The organism is Bdellovibrio svalbardensis (assembly GCF_029531655.1).
GTDB classification, from domain to species: Bacteria; Bdellovibrionota; Bdellovibrionia; order Bdellovibrionales; family Bdellovibrionaceae; genus Bdellovibrio; species Bdellovibrio svalbardensis.
The window spans coordinates 353,924-373,165 of sequence record NZ_JANRMI010000003.1 but is presented as its reverse complement, the minus strand read 5'-3'; the positions used below and the strand labels follow the sequence as shown (position 1 = coordinate 373,165).

Below are 19,242 nucleotides of genomic sequence, written 5' to 3'. Positions count from 1 at the left end.
AGTGCCACTCAGAACGGCCTACAGTTTCATTTCAGCCAAGTAACATTGTCGATCTCTTCGTGAAGTGACAAAAAAAGACCTCGCGGAGATAGGAATTTCATTTTGAGACGGTCTAGAATCAACGATTCTTGTTGTGTGCCAGCGAACTCTCGGTTGAAAAAAATGTGCGCTCAGCAAAACCTAAATGTGATGAAGCTTCGCTACAAAATTATTATTCTTGCAGGCGCGCTTATTATTCTCTTCAGACTGCTTTTGCCGTTGGGAATTCGTTATTCCATCAACAAGCACCTTGAACAGGACATGAAAAGTTATACAGGAAACATTGAGGGCTTTGGTCTCTCTCTTTATAAAGGGTCCTTTCATATTGAAGGCCTCCGAGTCTGGAAAAAAGATCGCGCTGATTATGATCCTTTGCTATCGGTGGATAAGATGGAAGTGTCTCTCTTGTCGCACCTTCTGTTGCAGCAAAAGAAAATCATGGGCTCGTTGGAGGTGTCTCGTGCAAAGATCAATCTTATCGACAGTGTGTTGAAGGGAAATCAGCAGTTCGGCGAGGACTATGATTGGCGCCAATCTTTTGCCAAGCTGGTGCCGTGGGATCTGGAAAGTGTCAAGATTACTGACAGCAATCTTTTATTTGTCAATCGTGACTATAAAAAACCAGTGCAGATCTCTGTCGATAATATCTTTATATCGGCTATTAACATTCACAATACTGAAAATGTTCAAAGGCGATTTCCCAGCCAGTTGCTCTTCTCGGGACGAGTTCAGCGCGATGGCTGGGTGAGGGGAAGTGCTCAGTTTGATATTTCCAAAGAACTTCCCTCTTTGAATGCCAAAGTTGAGTTGACCTCCCTGCATCTCTCGAAACTTAACAATGCATTTATTCTGTATGGGCCGTATTACTTTTTGAATGGCGAATTGAATATGTACTCGCAGGTTTTCATGAAGGATGGAAATTTGCGTGGTTATCTGACGCCCTTTTTTAAAAATGTGGAGGCCGTCAAGATTGAGTGGAACAACCGCATATCGAAAAGCTATCTCAGCGAAAGTGTCCAAAGCTTGGGTGATTTGGTTTTGAATTCATCCTCGAAAAAGGCTCATGGTCGGCGCTACACATTTTCGGGGCAAATGATCTCGGGCCAAGAGCCGTGGTCGTCATTTTGGTCCTCGATTCGGAATGGTTTCGCAAAGCCAACTCCAAAACGACCTATGGCTTTGCGAAAGAAAAAAGGTGTTATTGCTGAAAAAGGAAAAGAACCTGTGACGACTCTTCGTTAGAATTTAATTCATTCTTTGCAAAGTAGCGCGAATCGACTGAAGGGAGGATTCAATTTGCTCTGCAGGAGCCTTGCGGAGTTCGCGAAGTTTGAGTGCTTTTTGAAAGCAGTCGTGGGCTTTTTTCCAGTTCAGCTGATCAAAGTGGTTTTTTCCGGCATGTTGCCAGATGAAATCATGCAAATATCCAAGATCGGTCGTCTTGGATAGTCTCAATAATTCCTCGAACATCGAATTACTCAATTCGAACTGCCCCTGCCACTGGTACACATGAGCCAAGCGTATTTGTTGGCCCACTTTCAGATGAAGTTCCATTTGATGGCGAGCAATGATTTCCAAAGATTTGAGCAAATAGTCTTGAGCCTCTGAAAGTTGGCGCAGGATTCTTAAATAAACGCCGATCTCACCCAGAATTTTCACTCGGTCGAGGGGATTTTGCGCGGTGGAAAGAGCGATTTTCTGTTCGTGGACATAACGTTCCATATCGCCAGGGTTGGTGGCGACTTCTTGGAGGTTGTCGTCGAAATAAAAATTTAAATCGTACTCTTTCATTTTTAGAACCCTCTCTGTGGGGGACTAAAATTTCGCCAAGAGATCCCGTACTACACTTATCGGAAGACCCACCACATTATCGAAAGGGCCTTCATACTTTTCCACAAACTTGCCCCCAAGACCTTGAATTCCATAGGCTCCGGCCTTATCCATGGGTTCTTTTGTATCAATATAGGTCCAGATTTCATTGTCAGTCAGATTTTTGAAGAATATTTTTGTCGTCTCAACCTGAGACAGCTCTCGACCTGAAGGTGAGCTGATCATACATACTGCGGTCAGCACCTCATGAACATTTCCAGACAAAAGTTTTAAAATCCTATAGGCATCGTTGCGATCTTGAGGCTTACCCAGGGGAGCCCCCTCCCAAATGACCTCGGTGTCGGCGGATAGGACGATAAACTCATCGCTTCGACTGGCCTTTAGATCTGCATAAGACTGCCTCGCTTTACGTCTGGCGATATCTAAAATCTGATCGTTTACATTCAGGTTTTTGTCAGGAATTTCCGATACTTTAACTGAAACCACGTCGAATGAAAAACCAGCTTCGGCAAGAAGTTGTCTTCTGCGTGGTGACTCGGATGCAAGAATTAATTTTTGGTTGATCGGCATCATGAGTTCACTTGAACACAAAGAGGCGAAAATGGGAAGTGCAGAGTTAATGCTCATTCTAGGATTGCTGCTCGCAGGAGTGGCGGTCTTCCTATTTGTCAGCTCGATCTTTGCCAGCAATAAAGACAAAGCGCAACTGTCGTGGGCGAATAACGATGAGCCTGTTAAATCTAAAAACCCTATTATCAATTTCTCTCGTCCGTTGGTGCATCAATTCACTTTGCAACATGCCTTAAGAGTGCGTAGTGAGAAGTATCGCAAAAAAGTTCGTAAGTTTATCAAGACGTCGGGCCTTTCTGCGGAACTGAATGAGGATGAGTTCATTGGATTGCAACTTCTTTGGGGCATCATGTTCCCGATCTTCTTGCTGATCATGAACTTCTCGTTGCAATTGGGGCTTTCGCCTTTCATGTGTCTGGGGTTGGGTCTCATTGGTTTCTATTTGCCGCAAATTCACTCCAAGGGCGAAAAGAAAAAGCGTGAGCTTTCAGTGCGCGCGGATTTGCCGTTCTTTATCGATCTTTTGGCCTTGTCAGTGGAAGCAGGTTTAGATTTCTTCTCGGCGATTCAAAAAATCGTGGATAAGGCGGCGAACTCTGACAGCGTCCTGGCAGATGAATTCAGCATTGTTTTGAAAGATATCAAGATCGGTTCTTCTAAAACTCAGGCCTTGAAAGAGATGGCTGAGCGTTTGGATATGAACGAGATCACGAGCTTCGTGGCTGTTTTGGTCGATGCTGAATCGACAGGAGCAAGTATTTCCCAGGTTTTAAAGGATCAGTCAGAACAAATGAGACTTGAACGCTTCGTGAGAGCAGAGAAGGCCGGAGCGCGAGCTTCGCAAGCCATCTTGATCCCGTTGATGATATTTATTTTGCCAGCGGTTTTCATCATGGTGTTTGGTCCGGTGGCAGTTTCATTTATGTATGGTGGCGGAAAATAATGATGGCAGTGTTAGGAAATAAATCTACAAACAGCACGCTGATCGGGAATCTGGAGGTTGCAAAAACTTTCTGGACTCGTGGCAAAGGTCTTTTGGGCAGAAAGTCGCTTGCTCAAGACCAGGCTATGTGGATCCATCGCTGCAACAGCATCCATACCTGTTTTATGCAGTTCTCTATTGATTGCGTATTTGTAGATAAGAGTTTGAAAGTGAAAGCCATTTATCAAGATGTTAAACCTTGGCGCTTGGTACCTCCGGTGTGGGGTGCAAGTTCAGTTATTGAGATGGCCTCTGGAACCAGCAGCAAGTTGAAGATCAGCGTGGGAGATCAACTCTATGTGGGCACTTAGGGTTTTAACCGGCCCTCAAGCCGGTCAAATTTTGGAATTGAAGATGGGGCGCAATGTGATCGGTCGCGCTCCGACTTGTGATATTAAAATCACCAGTGCAGGTGTGTCTAAAGAGCATACCGAAGTGACGGTTTATAAAGAAAAAATTGTTATCACGGATTTGAAATCAAGCAACGGTACATTCTTGAACGGAATCCGCATGCAAACGGGAATCATGAGACTTGGCGACAAGCTGGGCATTCATGATGTATTGGCAGACGTGATTCCGGCTCCGGATGCGAGAGCTCAGGCACCTCGTCAACAAAAAGCGCCAACCCCTTATTATGGTGGGGGAGCGGCTCCGCAGATGCCTCCGCAAATGTATCAACAGCAACAGTACACTCAAGGTATGCCTCAGCCCATGGCGGGAATGCCCGGCGCGGCTGCTGGTGCAGGACCTGCTCCAGCACCAGCGTACCATCCTGGCGGAATGAAGGCGGTCGTCGATAAAGTCATGGACTATATCGACAAAGTGGCCTTGCCGGGAGTCTACAAGCTTCCAACGTATATTGAATTTAAAATGGTCCTTTTGGGCTTTGTCGTTCTATTCATTTTCATGACGACTTTGTTGTCGATGATTCCGATGGTGGCTATTTCCAGAGCGAGCATCATCAATGAAAGTAAACGTCGCGCGGCTTCGATAGCACGGACTGTGGCGACGATGAATCAATCGGCTTTATTGCAAAATAGTTTTTCTACTTTGACGACGAATCAGGCAGAGTCCGAAGACGGTGTGAAACAAGTTCTCATCGTGCAGCAGGCTGACGGTATGATCCTGGCTCCGGCGACTCGCGCGGGAACGACTCCGGATTTGCCATTCGTGCATGTGGCTCGTCGTGAAATGCGCCCTCAATCCGTGGAAGTGGATTCATCTACGATAGGTGCCAGCTTCCCGATTGGTTTGTTCGATCCAAATACGGGTGAGCAGTCGGTTAAAGCTCATGCGATTGTACTTTATGATATCGGAAGTTTGGCCTTTGATGACGGCCGCGCGATCAGTTTGTTTATGCAGACATTGGTGATCGCCACTCTCGTAGGACTTTTGGTGTTCTTCTTTATGTACAAGCTTATTGAATATCCTATTGCCAGTTTGAACTCGCAGTTGGACGTAGCCATGAGAGAGAAGAAAGACAGCACCGAAGTGGACTTTATGTTCCCTCCGTTGCAGGCTTTGATTGGCAATATCAACAGTCTTCTGACTCGTTATGTGAACGGTGCCCGTGATGAGGGTGGGGCTGGTGGCAACTTTGTAAATAAAGATGCCGAAGCCGAAAACCTGGTGCAAATGATAGGATTCCCGGCGGTTGCGATCGCTAAAGACGGGCGACTTATTGCCTGCAGTCCTTCATTTGCTCAAGTCGCACACTCGGAGTTGTCTGCTCTTCTGGGACAGATGTACACGGCCATTCCTGATGCCGCTCTTCAACAGAACATTGAGCATTTGGTTGGAAAAAGTCGTGAGAACTCTCGAGTGATTCATACAGATCAGCTCGAATTCAGTGGTCATTTATGCATTCTCAGTTGTCAGGCAATGAGTTCATCACCATCTGATGTCGATTATTATCTGATTACGGTTTCACCAACTGACGGAGGCTCATGATGAGTGCGGCTCCGAACGTGAAGGATGGATTGAAATTTGAAATTGAAGTGACGAAAGGGCCGCATATTGGTCTGCGTCTGAGCTTCACAAAGGGCAGTGCCACGATTGGGCGCGGTCCAGAGAACGACATTGTTCTTTCCAGCGATCCACGTGTGAGTCGTCAGCATGCTGAAATCAAACAGCGTGGTTCGGATTTCTTAGTTGTGAATTTAAGTGGCAAGAACTTCATCCTTTTGGATGGGGAAAGTGTTCAATCAGAGGTTTTAAGAAAAGACTCTGTGATTCAAATTGGTGACACAGAGATTCGCTTCATTGCCGATTTGCCAGAGGTTGTTTCGACGCCGGTTGCTCCTGCGCCTTCGCCTTTGACTCCGGCAGCAAGACCTTCCAGTCCATTTACGCCAGTGACTCCAGCTCCGGTCTTTACACCCAAGCCGCAGATGCCTTCGACGCCGCAGGCGCAGGGAGTTCATATCCCGGCCTTTCAGCAGTCGATGCCGCCATCTATGCCTCAAGCGGGTGGATTGCCGGGAATGCCGCACAATAATGGCGGTATGAACTATGGTGGCTATCAAGCTCCTCACGCGGGTCCAGCAATGGGTGGCGCGGTGGGCTCTGGTGGTGGCCTGTTACAGAATCCAAAGGTGCGCTTCTACGGTATTATTGCAATCGTGGGCCTGGTTGGATGGTTCTTTTTGTCAGGATCAAAAAATAAAAATGCAAAAGATCCTAACGCCATTCGTACCTCTGCCATTTCACTGCAAGACGTGGCGGAAGCAGAGAAGCGTACGCAGGAATTGGCGACACTTAAAAAAGACAAGTACGACTCTGTTCAATATCGTCGCGCTCAAGAAAACTTTGTTCGCGGCTTTAGGGACTTCCAACAAGGGCAGTATGCGCGTGCTCGCGAAGCTTTCCAGGTGGTTCTGAATCTTGATCCGGACAATGAGTTGGCGAAACGGTATTTCCATTTATCTAAAATTAAGTTCGATGAGTTAGTGAAATTTAATATGATCCAGGGTAATCGCTATAGAGAAAAAAGAAACTGGCGTATGTGTCAGTCGAATTATTCAAACGTTATGACAATGCTTCAGAATCGTAAAGATGATCCAAGCTTTAAAGAAGCTAAACAGTACTACGAAGAATGCAGTTTGAACGTAGAGGCTGGGAGATTCTAATGGCACGCCTGAAAGTCCGCCTTCGTGGCAAAACAGTTTATGATATCGCTCTTGCTGACGATCGTGCTTATGTAGCTGGTCGCAAGGAAGATTGTGATATCGTTTTGCAACCTGAAAAGGGAATTTCACGTGAACACTTCAAGTTGTCGAAGATAAATGGTTCTTGGACCGTGGAAGTGATTTCTCGTTATGGTGAGGTAATCAAAAATGGCGAGAAGGTTCAGCAGTTCTCTTTGGATCACGGGTCTGCCTTTACCGTTCCTCCCTATGAATTTGATTTCTTAATGACGGCCGATGTAGGCCCTATCGCCGATGCCCCGATGGCGGGTGTTGGCATGGAAGCTGGTGGTGACTTGGCTTATCCGCCAGCGGTGACCTCTGCCGGTGATTATGGTGGTGATGACTTTGGCGGCGAGGAAAAAACTGTCATTGGAGTTGCCCCGACGGCCGCTTACATAAAAATTGTCGATAGCGGCAATGAAGTAAAAGAAATGATTCGCTTGGATGCCGGGGAGTCATGGATTGCCGGGCGTGAACCTTCCTGTCATATCCAAATTCGCGATCAGCGCGTCAGCCGGCGCCAATTTGAAATTCGCAGAGCAGGATCTAATTTTCATATTATTGACTTGGGCAGTGTAAACGGCACGTTGGTCAATGGCAGCCCGATTTCTTCCTCAGATCCCACAGCCATTAAAAGTGGTGATGCGATCACCGTCTTGGAGAATTATCTTTACTTTGAGTTGCATGATTCCAATTTCCAAAGTCGTTTGGAAATGGTGAATATCGCTCCCCCAAGTCCATTGCTTCCGGTATCACAAGATATCCTGCCGATGGAGTACCAACAGCAGGGCTCGCATGAGTTGATGCCTTATCAGGGTGGCATGGCGCCGATGCCATATCAGCCGAATTATCAGCAAGGCATGCCACATCCGCAGATGGGGATACCCGCTGCAGCTTCAGGCAAATTTGACTTTCAAAAGCATCGTCCGAAAATTCTGATTGGTGCGGTGGCCGTTGTTTTGCTTGCTTGGCTCTTTAGCGGAAACAAAAATGATGGAGCTCCAAAGCCGGCCACGCCGACGGCTGGTCCTGCCGCTCCGGGATCACCTCAAGAAGCTTTTGCGAAGTTGAAGCCCGAGCAACAGGCCTTGGTTCGTCAACGTTATAAAGACGCGAAGAATCTGTATATGGCGGGTAAGTATCAGTTGGCTCAAGACGAAATCGTAAAGATTCGTGAGATGATTGCAGACTATGAAGACTTGAAAGAGATCGAACGTCTTTCAAAAGAGGCGATGTTCATTCAAGAACAGCAGCGTCGTCAGGAAGAAATTGAAAAGTCAAAAGCAGAGGCAGAAGAAAAAATTGTTAAGCAGGTGGCTGAATGCCAAAAGAAGATCAATCCTTCTATTACTGAAGGAGAGATGGATGAGTGCTTAAGCTCTGTGATGCAGTTCAACCCTGATCATCCGAAGATCAACGACTTGAAAATGCAAGTACAGGCCATTGTTGTACAGCGTGATGCCAAAGCGGCAGAGCGGGCTGTTTATCAGGGGCAAGTTGCCAAGTTGAAGTCGATCTATGAAAAAGCTCAATCCGTTCATAAGACAGCGAAGAACCCGCTGGACGTGATCGCCAGCTATGAAAAGGTTGTCGGCTCGAAACTTCCAGATCCAGGTGGTCTGAAAGGTCAGTCGCAACGAAATATTGCAGCGATACGCCAGATGATGAACACCAAGACAGCCAGCTATCAAGCTGAAGCTGACAAATTGTATCAGTCGCAGAATTTAAAAGGTGCGATCTTGGCATTGCGCAAAGCACGCCAGGTCGATCCGACCAACGATGAATTGATCCCGAAGATGGAGCGTTATACTTCTGAACTGCGCAAGCAGATGATGACCATCTACCAAGAAGGTATCTTGGAGGAAAGTTTTGGTAACGTCGAAGGTGGCGAAGCCAAAGCGGGTGCGAAGGATAAGTGGAAGAAAATTTTGGATCTCGATATTCCAGATGGTGAGTACTACAAAAAGGCATACATCAAGTTGAAGAAATACGGGGCTTTGTAATTATGAAGTTGCAAGAACGATCTTACAGCACAAAAGTTCTTCGTCCCAAACCACTGATTCACTCAGAGGATGATGGATCACTGATTGTGATTGCCACCTCTTGGGGGCAGCCCGAGCATGCACAACGCGCTCTGGATGAAGTTGTGAAGTATGTTAATGCCGCGAAAGCCGATGTTGAGGTGACCTCTCCATTTGAGTTCTTAACCTGTTTGACGGATGAAGTGAATTACGTCAGAACAGCTGTCCTGATTGCGAACGACATGCTTTACCGCAGTGAAAATCGCACGCAGTATTTTTCCGGTGTGGAAATCCTGGCGCTTTTTAAAAGAGGCCCACAAGTGGCTTACGCGCAAGTTGGCTGTCCAAGCTTACTTCTTCAGCGCAATCGTCAAAAGCTACAGCCTCTTTCTATGGGTGTGGATCTCTCCAGTGAGTTGACGGAGACTGTGGGGTCCTTGCCGCCATTGCCAGGACAACTATTAGGGTTGGATCCAACTTGCAGTATACAATGTGGTCATACTTACGTGCGGGAAGGGGATCAGCTTGTTTTGCTAGCTTGTCCTTCGGTCGCGACTTCTTTGTGGACTCGTGATGCTTATCAAGCAGATCTGGGTGATATCACCAATCGCATGATTCAAGAATCACCCAACACGCCATTCTGGCTAGGCCTGGTAGCGGTCTAATCTTCTTCGTCAATTGTAGCTAAGGCTTTGTAAGCCTGGGCTCGGACTTTTGCGAGTTCAGGCAAATGCAAAGCGAGTTCGACACGAGAAGGGGCAAAGGTGTTATCTCGTGAAGTATCCCAGGTCAGACCCATCGCAATATTAGCTCTTTGGATTTCCTGATCGAGCATGTAGTTTTTAAATGATCTTTCAAATTTCTTTCTTTGTGTTTCTTTCGAAAGTCCACGCACATCTGCACGCAACCAATCAATCAATTCCAAGAACAAAGGATCGCCACACTCCTTGAGGTAAGAAGACTCCAGTTCCTTCATAGTCAGAAGTGTCAGACAGGCATCAGAGGTTTTTGCGTTTTTGATATTTAAATTTTTCTCGCCAACGTACTGCCAGACCGTGATCTTATTTTTAGTACCCAGGTTCTTGAGTGTATCCCAGTCTTTTTGATTCAATGCAATTTGGGCGGTCCAATTCAAGAGGTCCAAACTGCGAGGCTGATTGTTGCTAAGGCGCTTGAGGTCTCGGAGTAAAAGGGCCTCTTGATCCGCTCTCATCCAACGCGAGAAGGGCAGACTCATTTTGGTCATCCATTCAGAATTGGGATCGATGTAAGCGGGAAACTGATACTTACGAAGAAGACCTTGCAGTTTGGTGGTTGTCGGAAGAATGCTCTCTTGCAGCAGCGGCAGAGGGTTTACTTCGAAACGGTCCAGCAGGGTGTTGTAAAGTTTTGGCTTTTCATCGTTGATATAAAGAACATGGTTTGAGATGGCAGCCGTTTTCATAGGGCCAGCGTTGCGCCATGCGGCCCAACCGGATTCCACCAAAATAGTGCGATCTTCGGGCCAATGAGCCACGGGACTTTTTAAGACACCAAAGAGTGAGTGACTTGGAAAATCCGAATTATCTCCATCCAAGTTGGTTTCGCCGAGGAGATCATAAAGCGTTCTGCCTAAATCAACCAGACTGACATTTTGATCGATCTTCCAGTAAATGGCTTCATCACGCTTTTTGCTTTGGGCAGGTTTAATAAGCAAAGCAACTTGGGTGTTCTCACTGTGCAGGTTTGTCGTGGACAACTCGCCGGATCGCTCTTCGACATTGTGACCACTCAGACCCACAAGAATGACCGTTGTTTTATCCCAGCGTCCTTGCTCTTTCAGTTGTTTCAACAGGTCATAAAGGCTTTCGTCGAACTCATCCACCTGACTTTCAAAGCTCAGGTTGCGTGTTTCGCCCAGATCCGTGGTTGTTACTGTTGTGGTGTAAGCCAAATCAGGCGCATACAAAATGCTAAAAAATGGACTGCTTCCGGCATCATGTTTGAGCCACTGAAGGAACTGCGCGGACGTTTTTTTGAGAGGGCGGAAAAAACTATTGAAATTGGGGACGATATTGTCGTCAAAAAGCTCGAAGCCTTGATTTAATCCAGATTTGCGAAAAACTGGTGCGCCCCCGGAAAAGAAGCTCGTGCGGTAGCCATTTCGCACAGCCAATTCAGATGACAAGTCCGCTTCTGCTGCCAGTCCTGGACCTCCGTTGTGGCGAACTTTGTGTTGGAAAGGATATAGTCCAGTCAGCACAGATGACAAAGTGGGTACACTCAAAGTCGATGGAGTGTAAGCATGGGTGAAGCGGACAGATTCTTTGCAAAGTAAATGGAAGCCGCTGCGAGAGCCCGCCCCTTGCTCTTGGTTGCAATTGACGTCCGCCACTGAAAGCTCGTCAACGGCAATCAATAGGATCGACGTCTTGTCATTTGTCTGACAAGAAAGCTGGACTAAGCTCAGTAGAATAAGGGTGAACGTTAAAATGATTCTCTGCATACCTTGACCATGTGTGAACGATCTAGAGATAATGGCTCAATAGTTATATTAGGTCAAAGATTTGGAGGATTTCACATCATGCTTGCGGAAAAAATATTCTCAGTGGCTCATCTGGCGGACCAAGTGGTCTTGTGGCTTTTGCTTCTTCTCAGCGTTTTGAGCATTGGGATGATTCTAGAAAGATATTTTGCTCTTAAAAAAGTATCTGCAGAGTCTCAAAGAGTCCGTGCCCGCATCAAGCTGGCGTTGCAAAGCAATAGTTTGGAAGACGTTGAAGATCTTTCTAAAGATCCAAATTCTTTAGAGGGGCGTGCGGCTGGTTACGCGATGAAACACATGAGAGATTCTGGAAGTAAAGGCCTTGAGGAAGTGTTTAATACATTTGCTCTGACGGAGCGTCCTGAGCTTGAGAAGTATTTGAACTTCTTGGCGACCGTGGGTTCCAATGCGCCTTACGTAGGTTTGTTTGGTACAGTTTTGGGGATCATGAAAGCCTTTAATGACTTGGCCCAATCTCCAGAGGCGGGTCAGCAAACAGTTATGGCGGGCATCTCAATGGCCCTTGTTGCAACCGCAGCAGGTCTTTTCGTGGCGATCCCTGCAGTTATTTTCTACAACTATTATAGCAAACAAGTGCGCAGCATCTTCCAAAGTCTTGATAGCGTAAAAGAGCTTTGCCTCGCTTATGCTAAGAAAAAAGGTGTTTAATCATGGCAATGAAATCGGGACAAGATAACGACGCCATAGCGGACATTAACGTTGTCCCGTTGGTCGATATCATCCTGGTGGTCCTCATCATTTTCATGGTGACGGCTCCGATGTTTATCAAGCCAACGATCAACGTGAATCTGCCAAAAGCTGCAAGCGGCGATCAAACCGCTCCAAGCAAGCTCAATATCGCATTAACTGCGGATGGACGTATTAATTTAAATGGCACTTTTGTATCTGAAGAGGCTGTGAAAGCTAAAGCTTTGGAAGAAGTGGCAAAGAATACAGAAGTTCAGGCGATCATTTCTGCGGATAAAGACGTTCCGCACGGGAAGGTTGTCGGTCTTTTGGATATCGTGAAAAGTGCTGGTGTGAAGAAGTTCGCTATCAGCATTGATAAAAAGTAAATCAAGCAATCTGACTGTCGGAAGATCCGGCAGTCAGATTCGCAAGCTCTAGCGGCCGCCGCCCCCGCATTCATAAGCCCCACGAACACAAGTATTAGAAATCATCTTTAACTTATTATTGTGGCATTCGAAGGTCACGATGCCTGTATAAGCATAACAATTTGTGGGCGATTGAATTCTTGGAATCGTTTCTTCACAAGACAGCGTGGCTTTTCCCAAATGTGCCAGCGCCGGGAAACTCCAGGATTTCAATCCGGCATAACCGGCAAATTGATACAACAGGTTCATCGTATCGTAACTTGAGTGAATGATAAACTTACCTCGAGGACCATCGAAGTATTGAGGGAAGTATCCATAGGCCTGGTCGTAGTTGCCGTTAGTATAAGTGAAATAAGAACCCGCGGCACAACCCGTCGTTGGTTCGATAATTCCCAAGCGCACAGACTGACTGGTCACCGCAGATCCCGTCGCATCTTTGACGGTCACAGAGTAAACACCCTCTTTCGCCCATCGATCTGCATTGTCCATATAGAATGCGTAAGTTCCGAGGCCGCTGGTCACCGGAGAGCCGTCTTTATACCATTGATAAGTGTAAGGATATTTCCCGCCAGTAACAGACACTTCAAAATTGAAGTCCGCTTTTTCATACACGGAAAGACTTTGCGGTTGCTTTGCGATGCTTAGAGCGTTGCCACTGGTTGCCCCACCGCCGCCAACAACGATAGTGCCGGTGCCTCCACCAGAAGAGGTGCTTCCGCCAGTTGATGAGCCACTTCCAGATGAGCCACCGCCACCAACGACAATCGTGCCGCTGCTGCCGCTTCCACTGGTGCTAGTTCCGCCAGAACCGCCACCACCAATGACCAGATTGCTGTTATTTTGATAAGGAGATTTCGCGCTGGATCCGGTGCTGCCCGAGCCTGAAGTCGAGGAGCTATCTGTAGAGCAGCCGCTGGAGCTGCTTCCGCAATTCGCAGGAGGTGCGCAGTTCTGAAAGCTCACAATCGTGACAGTCATAGCGGCGATAGTCGCTGCCATAGCTCCAAGTTTGCGATTCCTTTTGAGAAAACGTGCTGACATAAGTTCATCCCCCGAGAACTAGTAGAGCAACGGCTGTGCCGGCTCTAGACCAATTATCGGTATTTGATTAGCTATACTTAAGACGGTGTTTAGAAATTGGTCGACAATTCTCAGAATGACACAGCTAAAGTCCTGCAATGAATATCCGATGAAGAACATCATGTTCAAACGCCAAGCTTCAGACATTCAATTTATTGCAGTTACATTGGTGCTGGTTCTCCTTTTGGGAGCACGTACTTTTTTAAGCCTGACGGAAGAAGAAATGCTTCCGGCGGAGTCTGCAGTGGCCTCGGCGTCCACGTTGGCATCATCGTCTTCGCGCGTGCCTGCGAGTGTTCCTGTGACAACCCACAAAGTGGGTTCTGCGTTGGAACAATTCACACAGGTTGATTTGAACTGTTCAAAAAAAGCTGCTCAAACCGTTTCGATTCGCGGTGCCTTTGTTCAATTTCAAGGGAAAAACTGCGTAAAGGGTTTGCAAGAAGGTGACGTGGAGATCATTAATAAAAGTAATGGCTACACCGCATCTATTTTTTCGCGCGGCGCTGATAAATATCAAACAGACCTTATTCAACTGCAGAGCGGAGAGAACGAAATTGCGATTCGTTATCGTGAACGCTCGGGAAAATCAGTTGAAGAGATTGTCCGCGTTCATTCGACAAAGATTTAATTTAATAATATCACATTCTTAATGCGATCGGTTAGAGTAGGATCAATTAAATTGATTCTCGCGCATCCAGCCTTTAAGTTAGCGCCGGATGATATTAGAAGGACTAACTCATATCGTGGATCTTAAGAAGCGCTCTGACATTCATTATGCTCGGAAAATTTGGCACATGTCTGGAGTCTTCAGCATGTTTTTGGCCTACGTGTACCTTCCGCCCGCAGTGTCGATGACGATTCTTGCAATTTCTTGGTGTCTTTTTGTTCCATTCGATTTTTTGCGTCAAAAATATCCAGCTTTGAACGATTGGGTTCTACATGCGTTCAAACCTATTATGCGCCAGAGCGAGGCTAGAAACTTAGCGGGTACAACCTATCTTCTTTCAGGTGTCTTGCTAGTGGATATTCTCTTCCCACGCCCTGTGGTGGCTTTGACATTATTGTTCTTGGCTTTTGCAGATCCCATCGCCAGTTATTTTGGAATCTTGTATGGCAAAGATAAAATCTTTGGCCACAAGTCGATTCAAGGCTTCATGGCAGCATTCTTTGTCTGCACCGCTTTGACGCTGATTTACTTGTTAGCTCACAACTATTTAACGGATCGTCTTATCGTTGTAAGTCTTCTTGCTGGTTTGGTGGGAGCTTTCGCAGAGTTGATTCCTATTGGTAAACTTGACGATAATTTGACCCTTCCTCTGATGAGCGCCGTTGGTATATCTATCTTGTTTTATTTCTTTGGATTTTTTGCCATTGTCGGATAGATTTCCGACATGGCTACAGAACACACACATTCTCATACACAGGCACAATTAGAAACTGAAGATGCTCGCGCTCAGCGCTTGGCAATGTACATTTACATTCTTCCTAACTTGATGACGACAGGAAATCTTTTTTGCGGTTTCTTTGCGGTTATTCAATCAATCAAAGGTAATTATCTTTGGGCTGCCTACGCGATCGTAGTTGCTGCCGTATTTGACCAACTCGATGGTCGTTTGGCGCGTTTGACTCGCTCAACTAGTAAGTTTGGTGCGGAATACGATTCTCTTTGCGACCTTGTCAGCTTCGGTATGGCTCCAGGCGTTTTGCTTTTCTTGTGGGCGCTGCAGCCTTTTGGTCGTTTGGGCTGGGTGGCGTGCTTCCTTTTCGTAGCCTGCGGTGGTTTGCGTTTGGCGCGTTTTAACGTGCAAGCAAACGTTGTTGAAAAAAACTATTTCCAAGGTCTGCCAATTCCAATGGCGGCGGGTATTGTGGCCTCTTCCGTATTGGCATTCCAGGATTTGGAACTAGAGCCAATGGGAAATTACGGTCTTTTGATCATGACAATTTTGTTGGCCATCGTGATGGTCAGCAACTTCCGGTTCCGCAGCTTCAAAGACTTGGATTTGAAAGAGCGTCTTCCATTCCGTTACCTGATCCTCGGTGTCGGTGTTTTGGTTGTCGTAGCTCTTCGTCCCGAAGTTATGCTGTTTGTCTTGTTTATGAGTTACGCGGCTTTGGGTGCCGTATTCGGTGTCTTCAAGCTTGGTAAAAATATTCGCAAGATCAAACCAAGTGTCTATGCTCCAGCAGCAGTTCACGAGAGCGATCTAGTCCTCGAGGAAGAGGAAGAAGAAGAGATCAAGAAAGATGAAAAGAAGTCCTAAAGACAAACTTAAAGTCGGTGTGGTTGGCGCGACCGGAATGGTCGGCCAAACCTTCATGGAAATCCTTGCTCAGCGCGAGTTCCCAATTGCGGAGCTTCGCCCTTTCGCTTCTGAAAACTCCCTTGGTAAAAAAATTGAATTGCAAGGCACTGCTTGGCCCTGCCAAGTTCTTAAGGAAGGCTGTTTTGATGGCTTGGACCTGGTGTTTTTCTCTTCTGGAGATGACATTTCTAAAGAATGGGCTCCCAAAGCGGTGGCAGCAGGGGCTTTTGCCATTGATAATTCCGCGGCCTTCCGTATGGATCCCAATACAGTCTTGATCGTTCCCGAAGTGAATGGGGACTTGGTCAATAAAGATTCCAAACCGCAAATTATCGCCAATCCCAATTGTTCGACAATCCAACTGGTTGTCGCTTTGAAACCGCTTTTGGATAAGTTTGGTCTGGAAGAAGTGCGCGTTAGCACATATCAAGCGGTGAGCGGTGCGGGCAAAGACGGTCACGATGAGTTGATGAATCAAACGTCGAACCCGGCGGCTTCTCATACGCCAAAAACTTTCCCTCATCAGATTTTGTTCAATTGCATCCCTCAAATCGGTTCGTTCAATGATGATGGCTTCTGCAGTGAAGAAGTGAAGATCATGAAGGAAACGCGCAAGATCTTGGGTCAATCTCAGTTGAAAGTGTCAGCTTTCACGGTGCGCATCCCCGCATTGAACGCACACAGCGAATCTGTTTGGGTCACACTGAAAAACGAAGCGAACCGTGAACAGGTCCTGCAAGCACTCCATAACTTCGAAGGTATTGTTGTTCAAGACGATCCTAAGAAGAGTGTTTACCCTTTGGCGCATAAAGTTTCAGGTGAAGATCCTGTCTATGTGGGCCGTATTCATCGTGATCCCGAAGATCCAAAGATGTGGTTGATGTGGGTTGTTTCAGATAACATCCGCAAAGGGGCCGCACTTAATGGAATTCAAATCGCCGAAAAGATCTTTCATAGCTAACTAAAGAGGCTCTACGAAGGTCTGGCGATGCCCCACCTTCGTGGGTTTTTTTGACAACGGCCCCGACTAATGGTCCGATATTGGATATGTTAGGTTTGTCGAAAAAGAAGCTATCCTCTTCGGTAATTGCGTCATTGGTTTTGCTGTTCTCGGCAAATGCCTTTGCCACGCTTACGTACAGTCAGTCTTCGGGAGCTTCTGCAATCGATATTACAGATACCAAGAAGCCCATCATCTATGGGGGCTTTGCTGGTACCTGCACCGCTGACACGACTTCGAGTACTTGCAATAGCTGCAATGGGAACTTGGTCAGCGGAACGGGTCTGATCCCTTGTAATGAAAATAATATTTCTCCAGACACTATTTTACAGCTTGTCGTCAATATCGATAACGCGACAATTACGAATCCTTCGAACACCACCGGTCCAACTGTTAAAATGGGTGGTTCGACGGGAACTTCTGTTGGAACTACAAGCTGGAGAGCTGGCGCGACCAGCTTCACGGTGACGGTTTCATGGAAAGATCTTTGCAATAACATTCCCTCAAATCCAACGACAGATTGCTCTAAAGATTTGAATCATGATTTGTATATTGCATTTGAAAATGTTGGCAGCGGTACGACGACAACGGATTCAATGTTGGTGAAAATTGTCACTCGCTATGCAAAAGCAACGGCGGCGGATACATCGTGGAACTATGTCGACTGTCCTACGGATCCTGATCCAAATACAATCAACGTCGGCTTCTGTCATTTCACGGTGTTCCCAGGGGATAAAAAGATCTACGCGGATGCCTTGGCCGTCTCAACAAGTTTCCCTGCAACACCGAACTCTGGATCGACTTACCAAAGCGCTGTGTTCTTCTACGAAATTCAAAACTCTTCAGATGCTGATGATGCGGCAACTGTGGCGCGAATCACGAATGCTTCTCCAAGCGTTCGCTTGCCCGTCAGTACACTTGGTGGAGATCCTCTGGCGGACAATCGCATCGATGGCCTGACCAATGGATCTCGGTATTGCATGGTTATGGCAAGTAAGGACCAGACGGGTCTGATCGCTTTTTATACTCCGACTGCGACGAATGCAGTCGCACCGGCGACGGCTGTTGATGCCTCGACTTTGTGTACCACGCCAGAGCCTGTGGTGGGATTGTTGGATGATAAGCACTGCTTTATTGCGACAGCCGCTTTCGGCAGTGATATGGCTCCGGAAGTTCAGTCTTTCCGTGATTTCAGAAATAAATATTTGCTGCCTTTTTCGTGGGGGCAAAAGTTTGTAAAGACTTATTACAAGTACAGCCCTAAGTATGCAGAACTGATTGCTGGCAATGAAACGGCCAAGATCGTTGTGCGCACCGCTTTGTGGCCGCTACTCTTATTTGCACGCATGAGTGTGGCCTTTGGATTCTGGATAAGTCTGTTGATTATGATGGCTGCTTTCGTGACTGTTTTCGAATTGTACCGTCGATTGATTTTGGGAAGAAACGTCCGAGGTGAGTTGTGAGATCTCTAAAGCTTTCTTTGGCAGCAATGATGACATTGGCATCCTTGCAAACGGCGCACGCCCAGCCGAAAGAGTCTGCACCTCAAGAGCCACCTTACACTCAGGATGAAAACGAGTTCGATACTCCGGCAGAGTCTGGTACGACCGATGAAATGCTCAGTATTGAAGATGAAATCAAAAGTGCGGAACCGAATCCTACGGCTCCAGTTCAAGTTGCTGAGCCCAAAAAAGAGGAAAGCACGGTCAATCTGAACGAAAAAGTTCCGGAGGCGGGCGGGAAAAACCTCACGGCTGAAGAAGAGCCGTCGGTGATTCCAGTCAGTCCTGTGGTGGAAGTGAAGCCTGCTAAAAAAATCCAATATGGTGAAGTTGTTCGGCAGTCTCCTAAGGGAGGCGTTGAATACATTCATCACCCACAAGCCGCCAAAGGTCTTCTCGTCATCGAGAAAGATGGAACCTACGTCTATAAAACCAAAGACAGTGGCGCTTATAATAAAACCGGAACCTTCCGCATTGGAACAATGGATGCTCCCACTATTGTTTCTAAAGATGGAACAACAAACTTCGTGACTATGTATCATGGCTCGCCGGTTCCAATTTTTATGTTTGATTTTGAGTGGCAGCCGTTCACTTCTTTCGGTCGCTTGGGAGTTCAGGCTGGTGTGGGTTTCTTGATTGAGCAAGGAAGAGGACGCTTTGCCTGCGACAACTGTGGGACCTTGAATGGCACAGAGTCGAAGGAGAAATACACTTTTATCGCTGTCCCTCTTAATTTGGGTGGAATTTATCGTTTGGAGTGGACCAGCCATCAATGGCTTGCTCCGTATATCTCAGGCGGAGGCACTTACATCCCTGTCGCCGAAGTTCGTGACGATAATACCGCTCCAAAAGCTGTCGGAACCCCGGGTGTTTACGGCGCCGGAGGCATGATGTTCAACGTCTCCGCTTTCGATCGCAACACAGCCTTCACGCTTCGCAACGAATATGGCATCTCGAATCTCTGGCTGACCGCCGAGTACCGCTACCTAAAGACCTTTAACGAGGATCTAGACTTTACCTCAAATATCATCACCCTAGGAATCGGCGTCGACTACTAAGCCAGGAGTGCCTGCTTCTTTTTC

The 19,242-nt window shown here is 46.9% G+C and carries 19 protein-coding genes; 15 read left to right on the top strand and 4 right to left on the bottom strand.

All coding sequences use genetic code 11. The annotated features are described in order from the left end of the window. The first annotated feature begins 102 nt into the window (after positions 1 to 102). Positions 103 to 1,281 (top strand): DUF748 domain-containing protein, encoded by a 1,179-nt coding sequence (locus NWE73_RS11885; RefSeq protein ID WP_277578548.1) that lies wholly within the window; start codon positions 103 to 105, stop codon positions 1,279 to 1,281. Positions 1,282 to 1,284: 3 nt separating this feature from the next. Here the strand turns inward: NWE73_RS11885 and NWE73_RS11880 are convergent, their stop codons facing one another. After that, on the bottom strand, positions 1,285 to 1,830 hold the full coding sequence (locus tag NWE73_RS11880) for a hypothetical protein (RefSeq protein WP_277578547.1): 546 nt from the start codon (positions 1,828 to 1,830) through the stop codon (positions 1,285 to 1,287). A 24-nt stretch (positions 1,831 to 1,854) separates the two neighbouring features. Then, entirely contained in the window at positions 1,855 to 2,442 is a 588-nt protein-coding gene (locus NWE73_RS11875; protein ID WP_277578546.1) for a Maf family protein, read from the bottom strand. Here NWE73_RS11875 and NWE73_RS11870 point away from each other — a divergent pair. The 6 genes from NWE73_RS11870 to NWE73_RS11845 are packed head-to-tail and all read left to right on the top strand — an operon-like array spanning position 2,441 to position 9,295. Beyond that, positions 2,441 to 3,382 (top strand): type II secretion system F family protein, encoded by a 942-nt coding sequence (locus tag NWE73_RS11870; RefSeq protein WP_277578545.1) that lies wholly within the window; start codon positions 2,441 to 2,443, stop codon positions 3,380 to 3,382. The genes NWE73_RS11875 and NWE73_RS11870 overlap by 2 nt on opposite strands. Next, positions 3,382 to 3,732 (top strand): DUF192 domain-containing protein, encoded by a 351-nt coding sequence (locus NWE73_RS11865; RefSeq protein WP_277578544.1) that lies wholly within the window; start codon positions 3,382 to 3,384, stop codon positions 3,730 to 3,732. The genes NWE73_RS11870 and NWE73_RS11865 overlap by 1 nt, the downstream gene beginning before the upstream one ends. Continuing rightward, the gene (locus NWE73_RS11860) at positions 3,719 to 5,371 is read left to right on the top strand and encodes an FHA domain-containing protein (RefSeq protein ID WP_277578543.1); all 1,653 of its coding nucleotides are present in this window, start codon (positions 3,719 to 3,721) and stop codon (positions 5,369 to 5,371) included. The genes NWE73_RS11865 and NWE73_RS11860 overlap by 14 nt, the downstream gene beginning before the upstream one ends. Next, a complete protein-coding gene (locus tag NWE73_RS11855) occupies positions 5,368 to 6,549 on the top strand; it encodes an FHA domain-containing protein (protein WP_277578542.1) in 1,182 nt (393 codons plus the stop codon). The genes NWE73_RS11860 and NWE73_RS11855 overlap by 4 nt, the downstream gene beginning before the upstream one ends. Beyond that, the gene (locus NWE73_RS11850) at positions 6,549 to 8,612 is read left to right on the top strand and encodes an FHA domain-containing protein (RefSeq protein WP_277578541.1); all 2,064 of its coding nucleotides are present in this window, start codon (positions 6,549 to 6,551) and stop codon (positions 8,610 to 8,612) included. Before NWE73_RS11855 ends, NWE73_RS11850 begins: the two co-directional genes overlap by 1 nt. A gap of 2 nt (positions 8,613 to 8,614) precedes the next feature. After that, positions 8,615 to 9,295, top strand: coding sequence for a hypothetical protein (locus tag NWE73_RS11845; protein ID WP_277578540.1), 681 nt, complete (start codon positions 8,615 to 8,617; stop codon positions 9,293 to 9,295). Here NWE73_RS11845 and NWE73_RS11840 read toward each other — a convergent pair. Then, positions 9,292 to 11,115 (bottom strand): sulfatase-like hydrolase/transferase, encoded by a 1,824-nt coding sequence (locus tag NWE73_RS11840; protein ID WP_277578539.1) that lies wholly within the window; start codon positions 11,113 to 11,115, stop codon positions 9,292 to 9,294. The two genes, NWE73_RS11845 and NWE73_RS11840, sit on opposite strands and share 4 nt — an antisense overlap. 78 nt (positions 11,116 to 11,193) lie before the next feature. On the opposite strand from NWE73_RS11840, the gene NWE73_RS11835 reads away from it, so the two are divergent. Then, positions 11,194 to 11,823 (top strand): MotA/TolQ/ExbB proton channel family protein, encoded by a 630-nt coding sequence (locus NWE73_RS11835; protein ID WP_277578538.1) that lies wholly within the window; start codon positions 11,194 to 11,196, stop codon positions 11,821 to 11,823. Between the two features lie 2 nt (positions 11,824 to 11,825). Continuing rightward, on the top strand, positions 11,826 to 12,230 hold the full coding sequence (locus NWE73_RS11830; RefSeq protein WP_277578537.1) for an ExbD/TolR family protein: 405 nt from the start codon (positions 11,826 to 11,828) through the stop codon (positions 12,228 to 12,230). Between the two features lie 48 nt (positions 12,231 to 12,278). On the opposite strand, the gene NWE73_RS11825 is transcribed toward NWE73_RS11830, so the two are convergent. Then, positions 12,279 to 13,310, bottom strand: a complete 1,032-nt coding sequence (locus NWE73_RS11825; RefSeq protein ID WP_277578536.1) for an immunoglobulin domain-containing family protein — start codon at positions 13,308 to 13,310, stop codon at positions 12,279 to 12,281. Positions 13,311 to 13,425: 115 nt separating this feature from the next. Here NWE73_RS11825 and NWE73_RS11820 point away from each other — a divergent pair, with 115 nt between their 5' ends. The 6 genes from NWE73_RS11820 (at position 13,426) to NWE73_RS11795 (ending at position 19,218) form a co-directional block, all read left to right on the top strand. Next, positions 13,426 to 13,980: a hypothetical protein gene (locus tag NWE73_RS11820; protein ID WP_277578535.1), complete on the top strand. Its 555-nt coding sequence runs from the start codon at positions 13,426 to 13,428 to the stop codon at positions 13,978 to 13,980. Positions 13,981 to 14,164: 184 nt separating this feature from the next. Beyond that, the gene (locus tag NWE73_RS11815; protein WP_277578534.1) at positions 14,165 to 14,734 is read left to right on the top strand and encodes a diacylglycerol/polyprenol kinase family protein; all 570 of its coding nucleotides are present in this window, start codon (positions 14,165 to 14,167) and stop codon (positions 14,732 to 14,734) included. Positions 14,735 to 14,743: 9 nt separating this feature from the next. After that, positions 14,744 to 15,616 (top strand): CDP-diacylglycerol--serine O-phosphatidyltransferase, encoded by an 873-nt coding sequence (gene pssA, locus NWE73_RS11810; protein WP_277578533.1) that lies wholly within the window; start codon positions 14,744 to 14,746, stop codon positions 15,614 to 15,616. Then, positions 15,600 to 16,619: an aspartate-semialdehyde dehydrogenase gene (locus tag NWE73_RS11805; protein ID WP_277578532.1), complete on the top strand. Its 1,020-nt coding sequence runs from the start codon at positions 15,600 to 15,602 to the stop codon at positions 16,617 to 16,619. Before pssA ends, NWE73_RS11805 begins: the two co-directional genes overlap by 17 nt. 86 nt (positions 16,620 to 16,705) lie before the next feature. After that, a complete protein-coding gene (locus NWE73_RS11800) occupies positions 16,706 to 18,121 on the top strand; it encodes a CFI-box-CTERM domain-containing protein (protein ID WP_277578531.1) in 1,416 nt (471 codons plus the stop codon). Then, positions 18,118 to 19,218 carry a hypothetical protein gene (locus NWE73_RS11795; protein ID WP_277578530.1) on the top strand — a complete coding sequence of 367 codons (1,101 nt, stop codon included), beginning with the start codon at positions 18,118 to 18,120 and terminating at the stop codon, positions 19,216 to 19,218. Before NWE73_RS11800 ends, NWE73_RS11795 begins: the two co-directional genes overlap by 4 nt. The last annotated feature ends 24 nt before the right edge of the window (positions 19,219 to 19,242 follow it).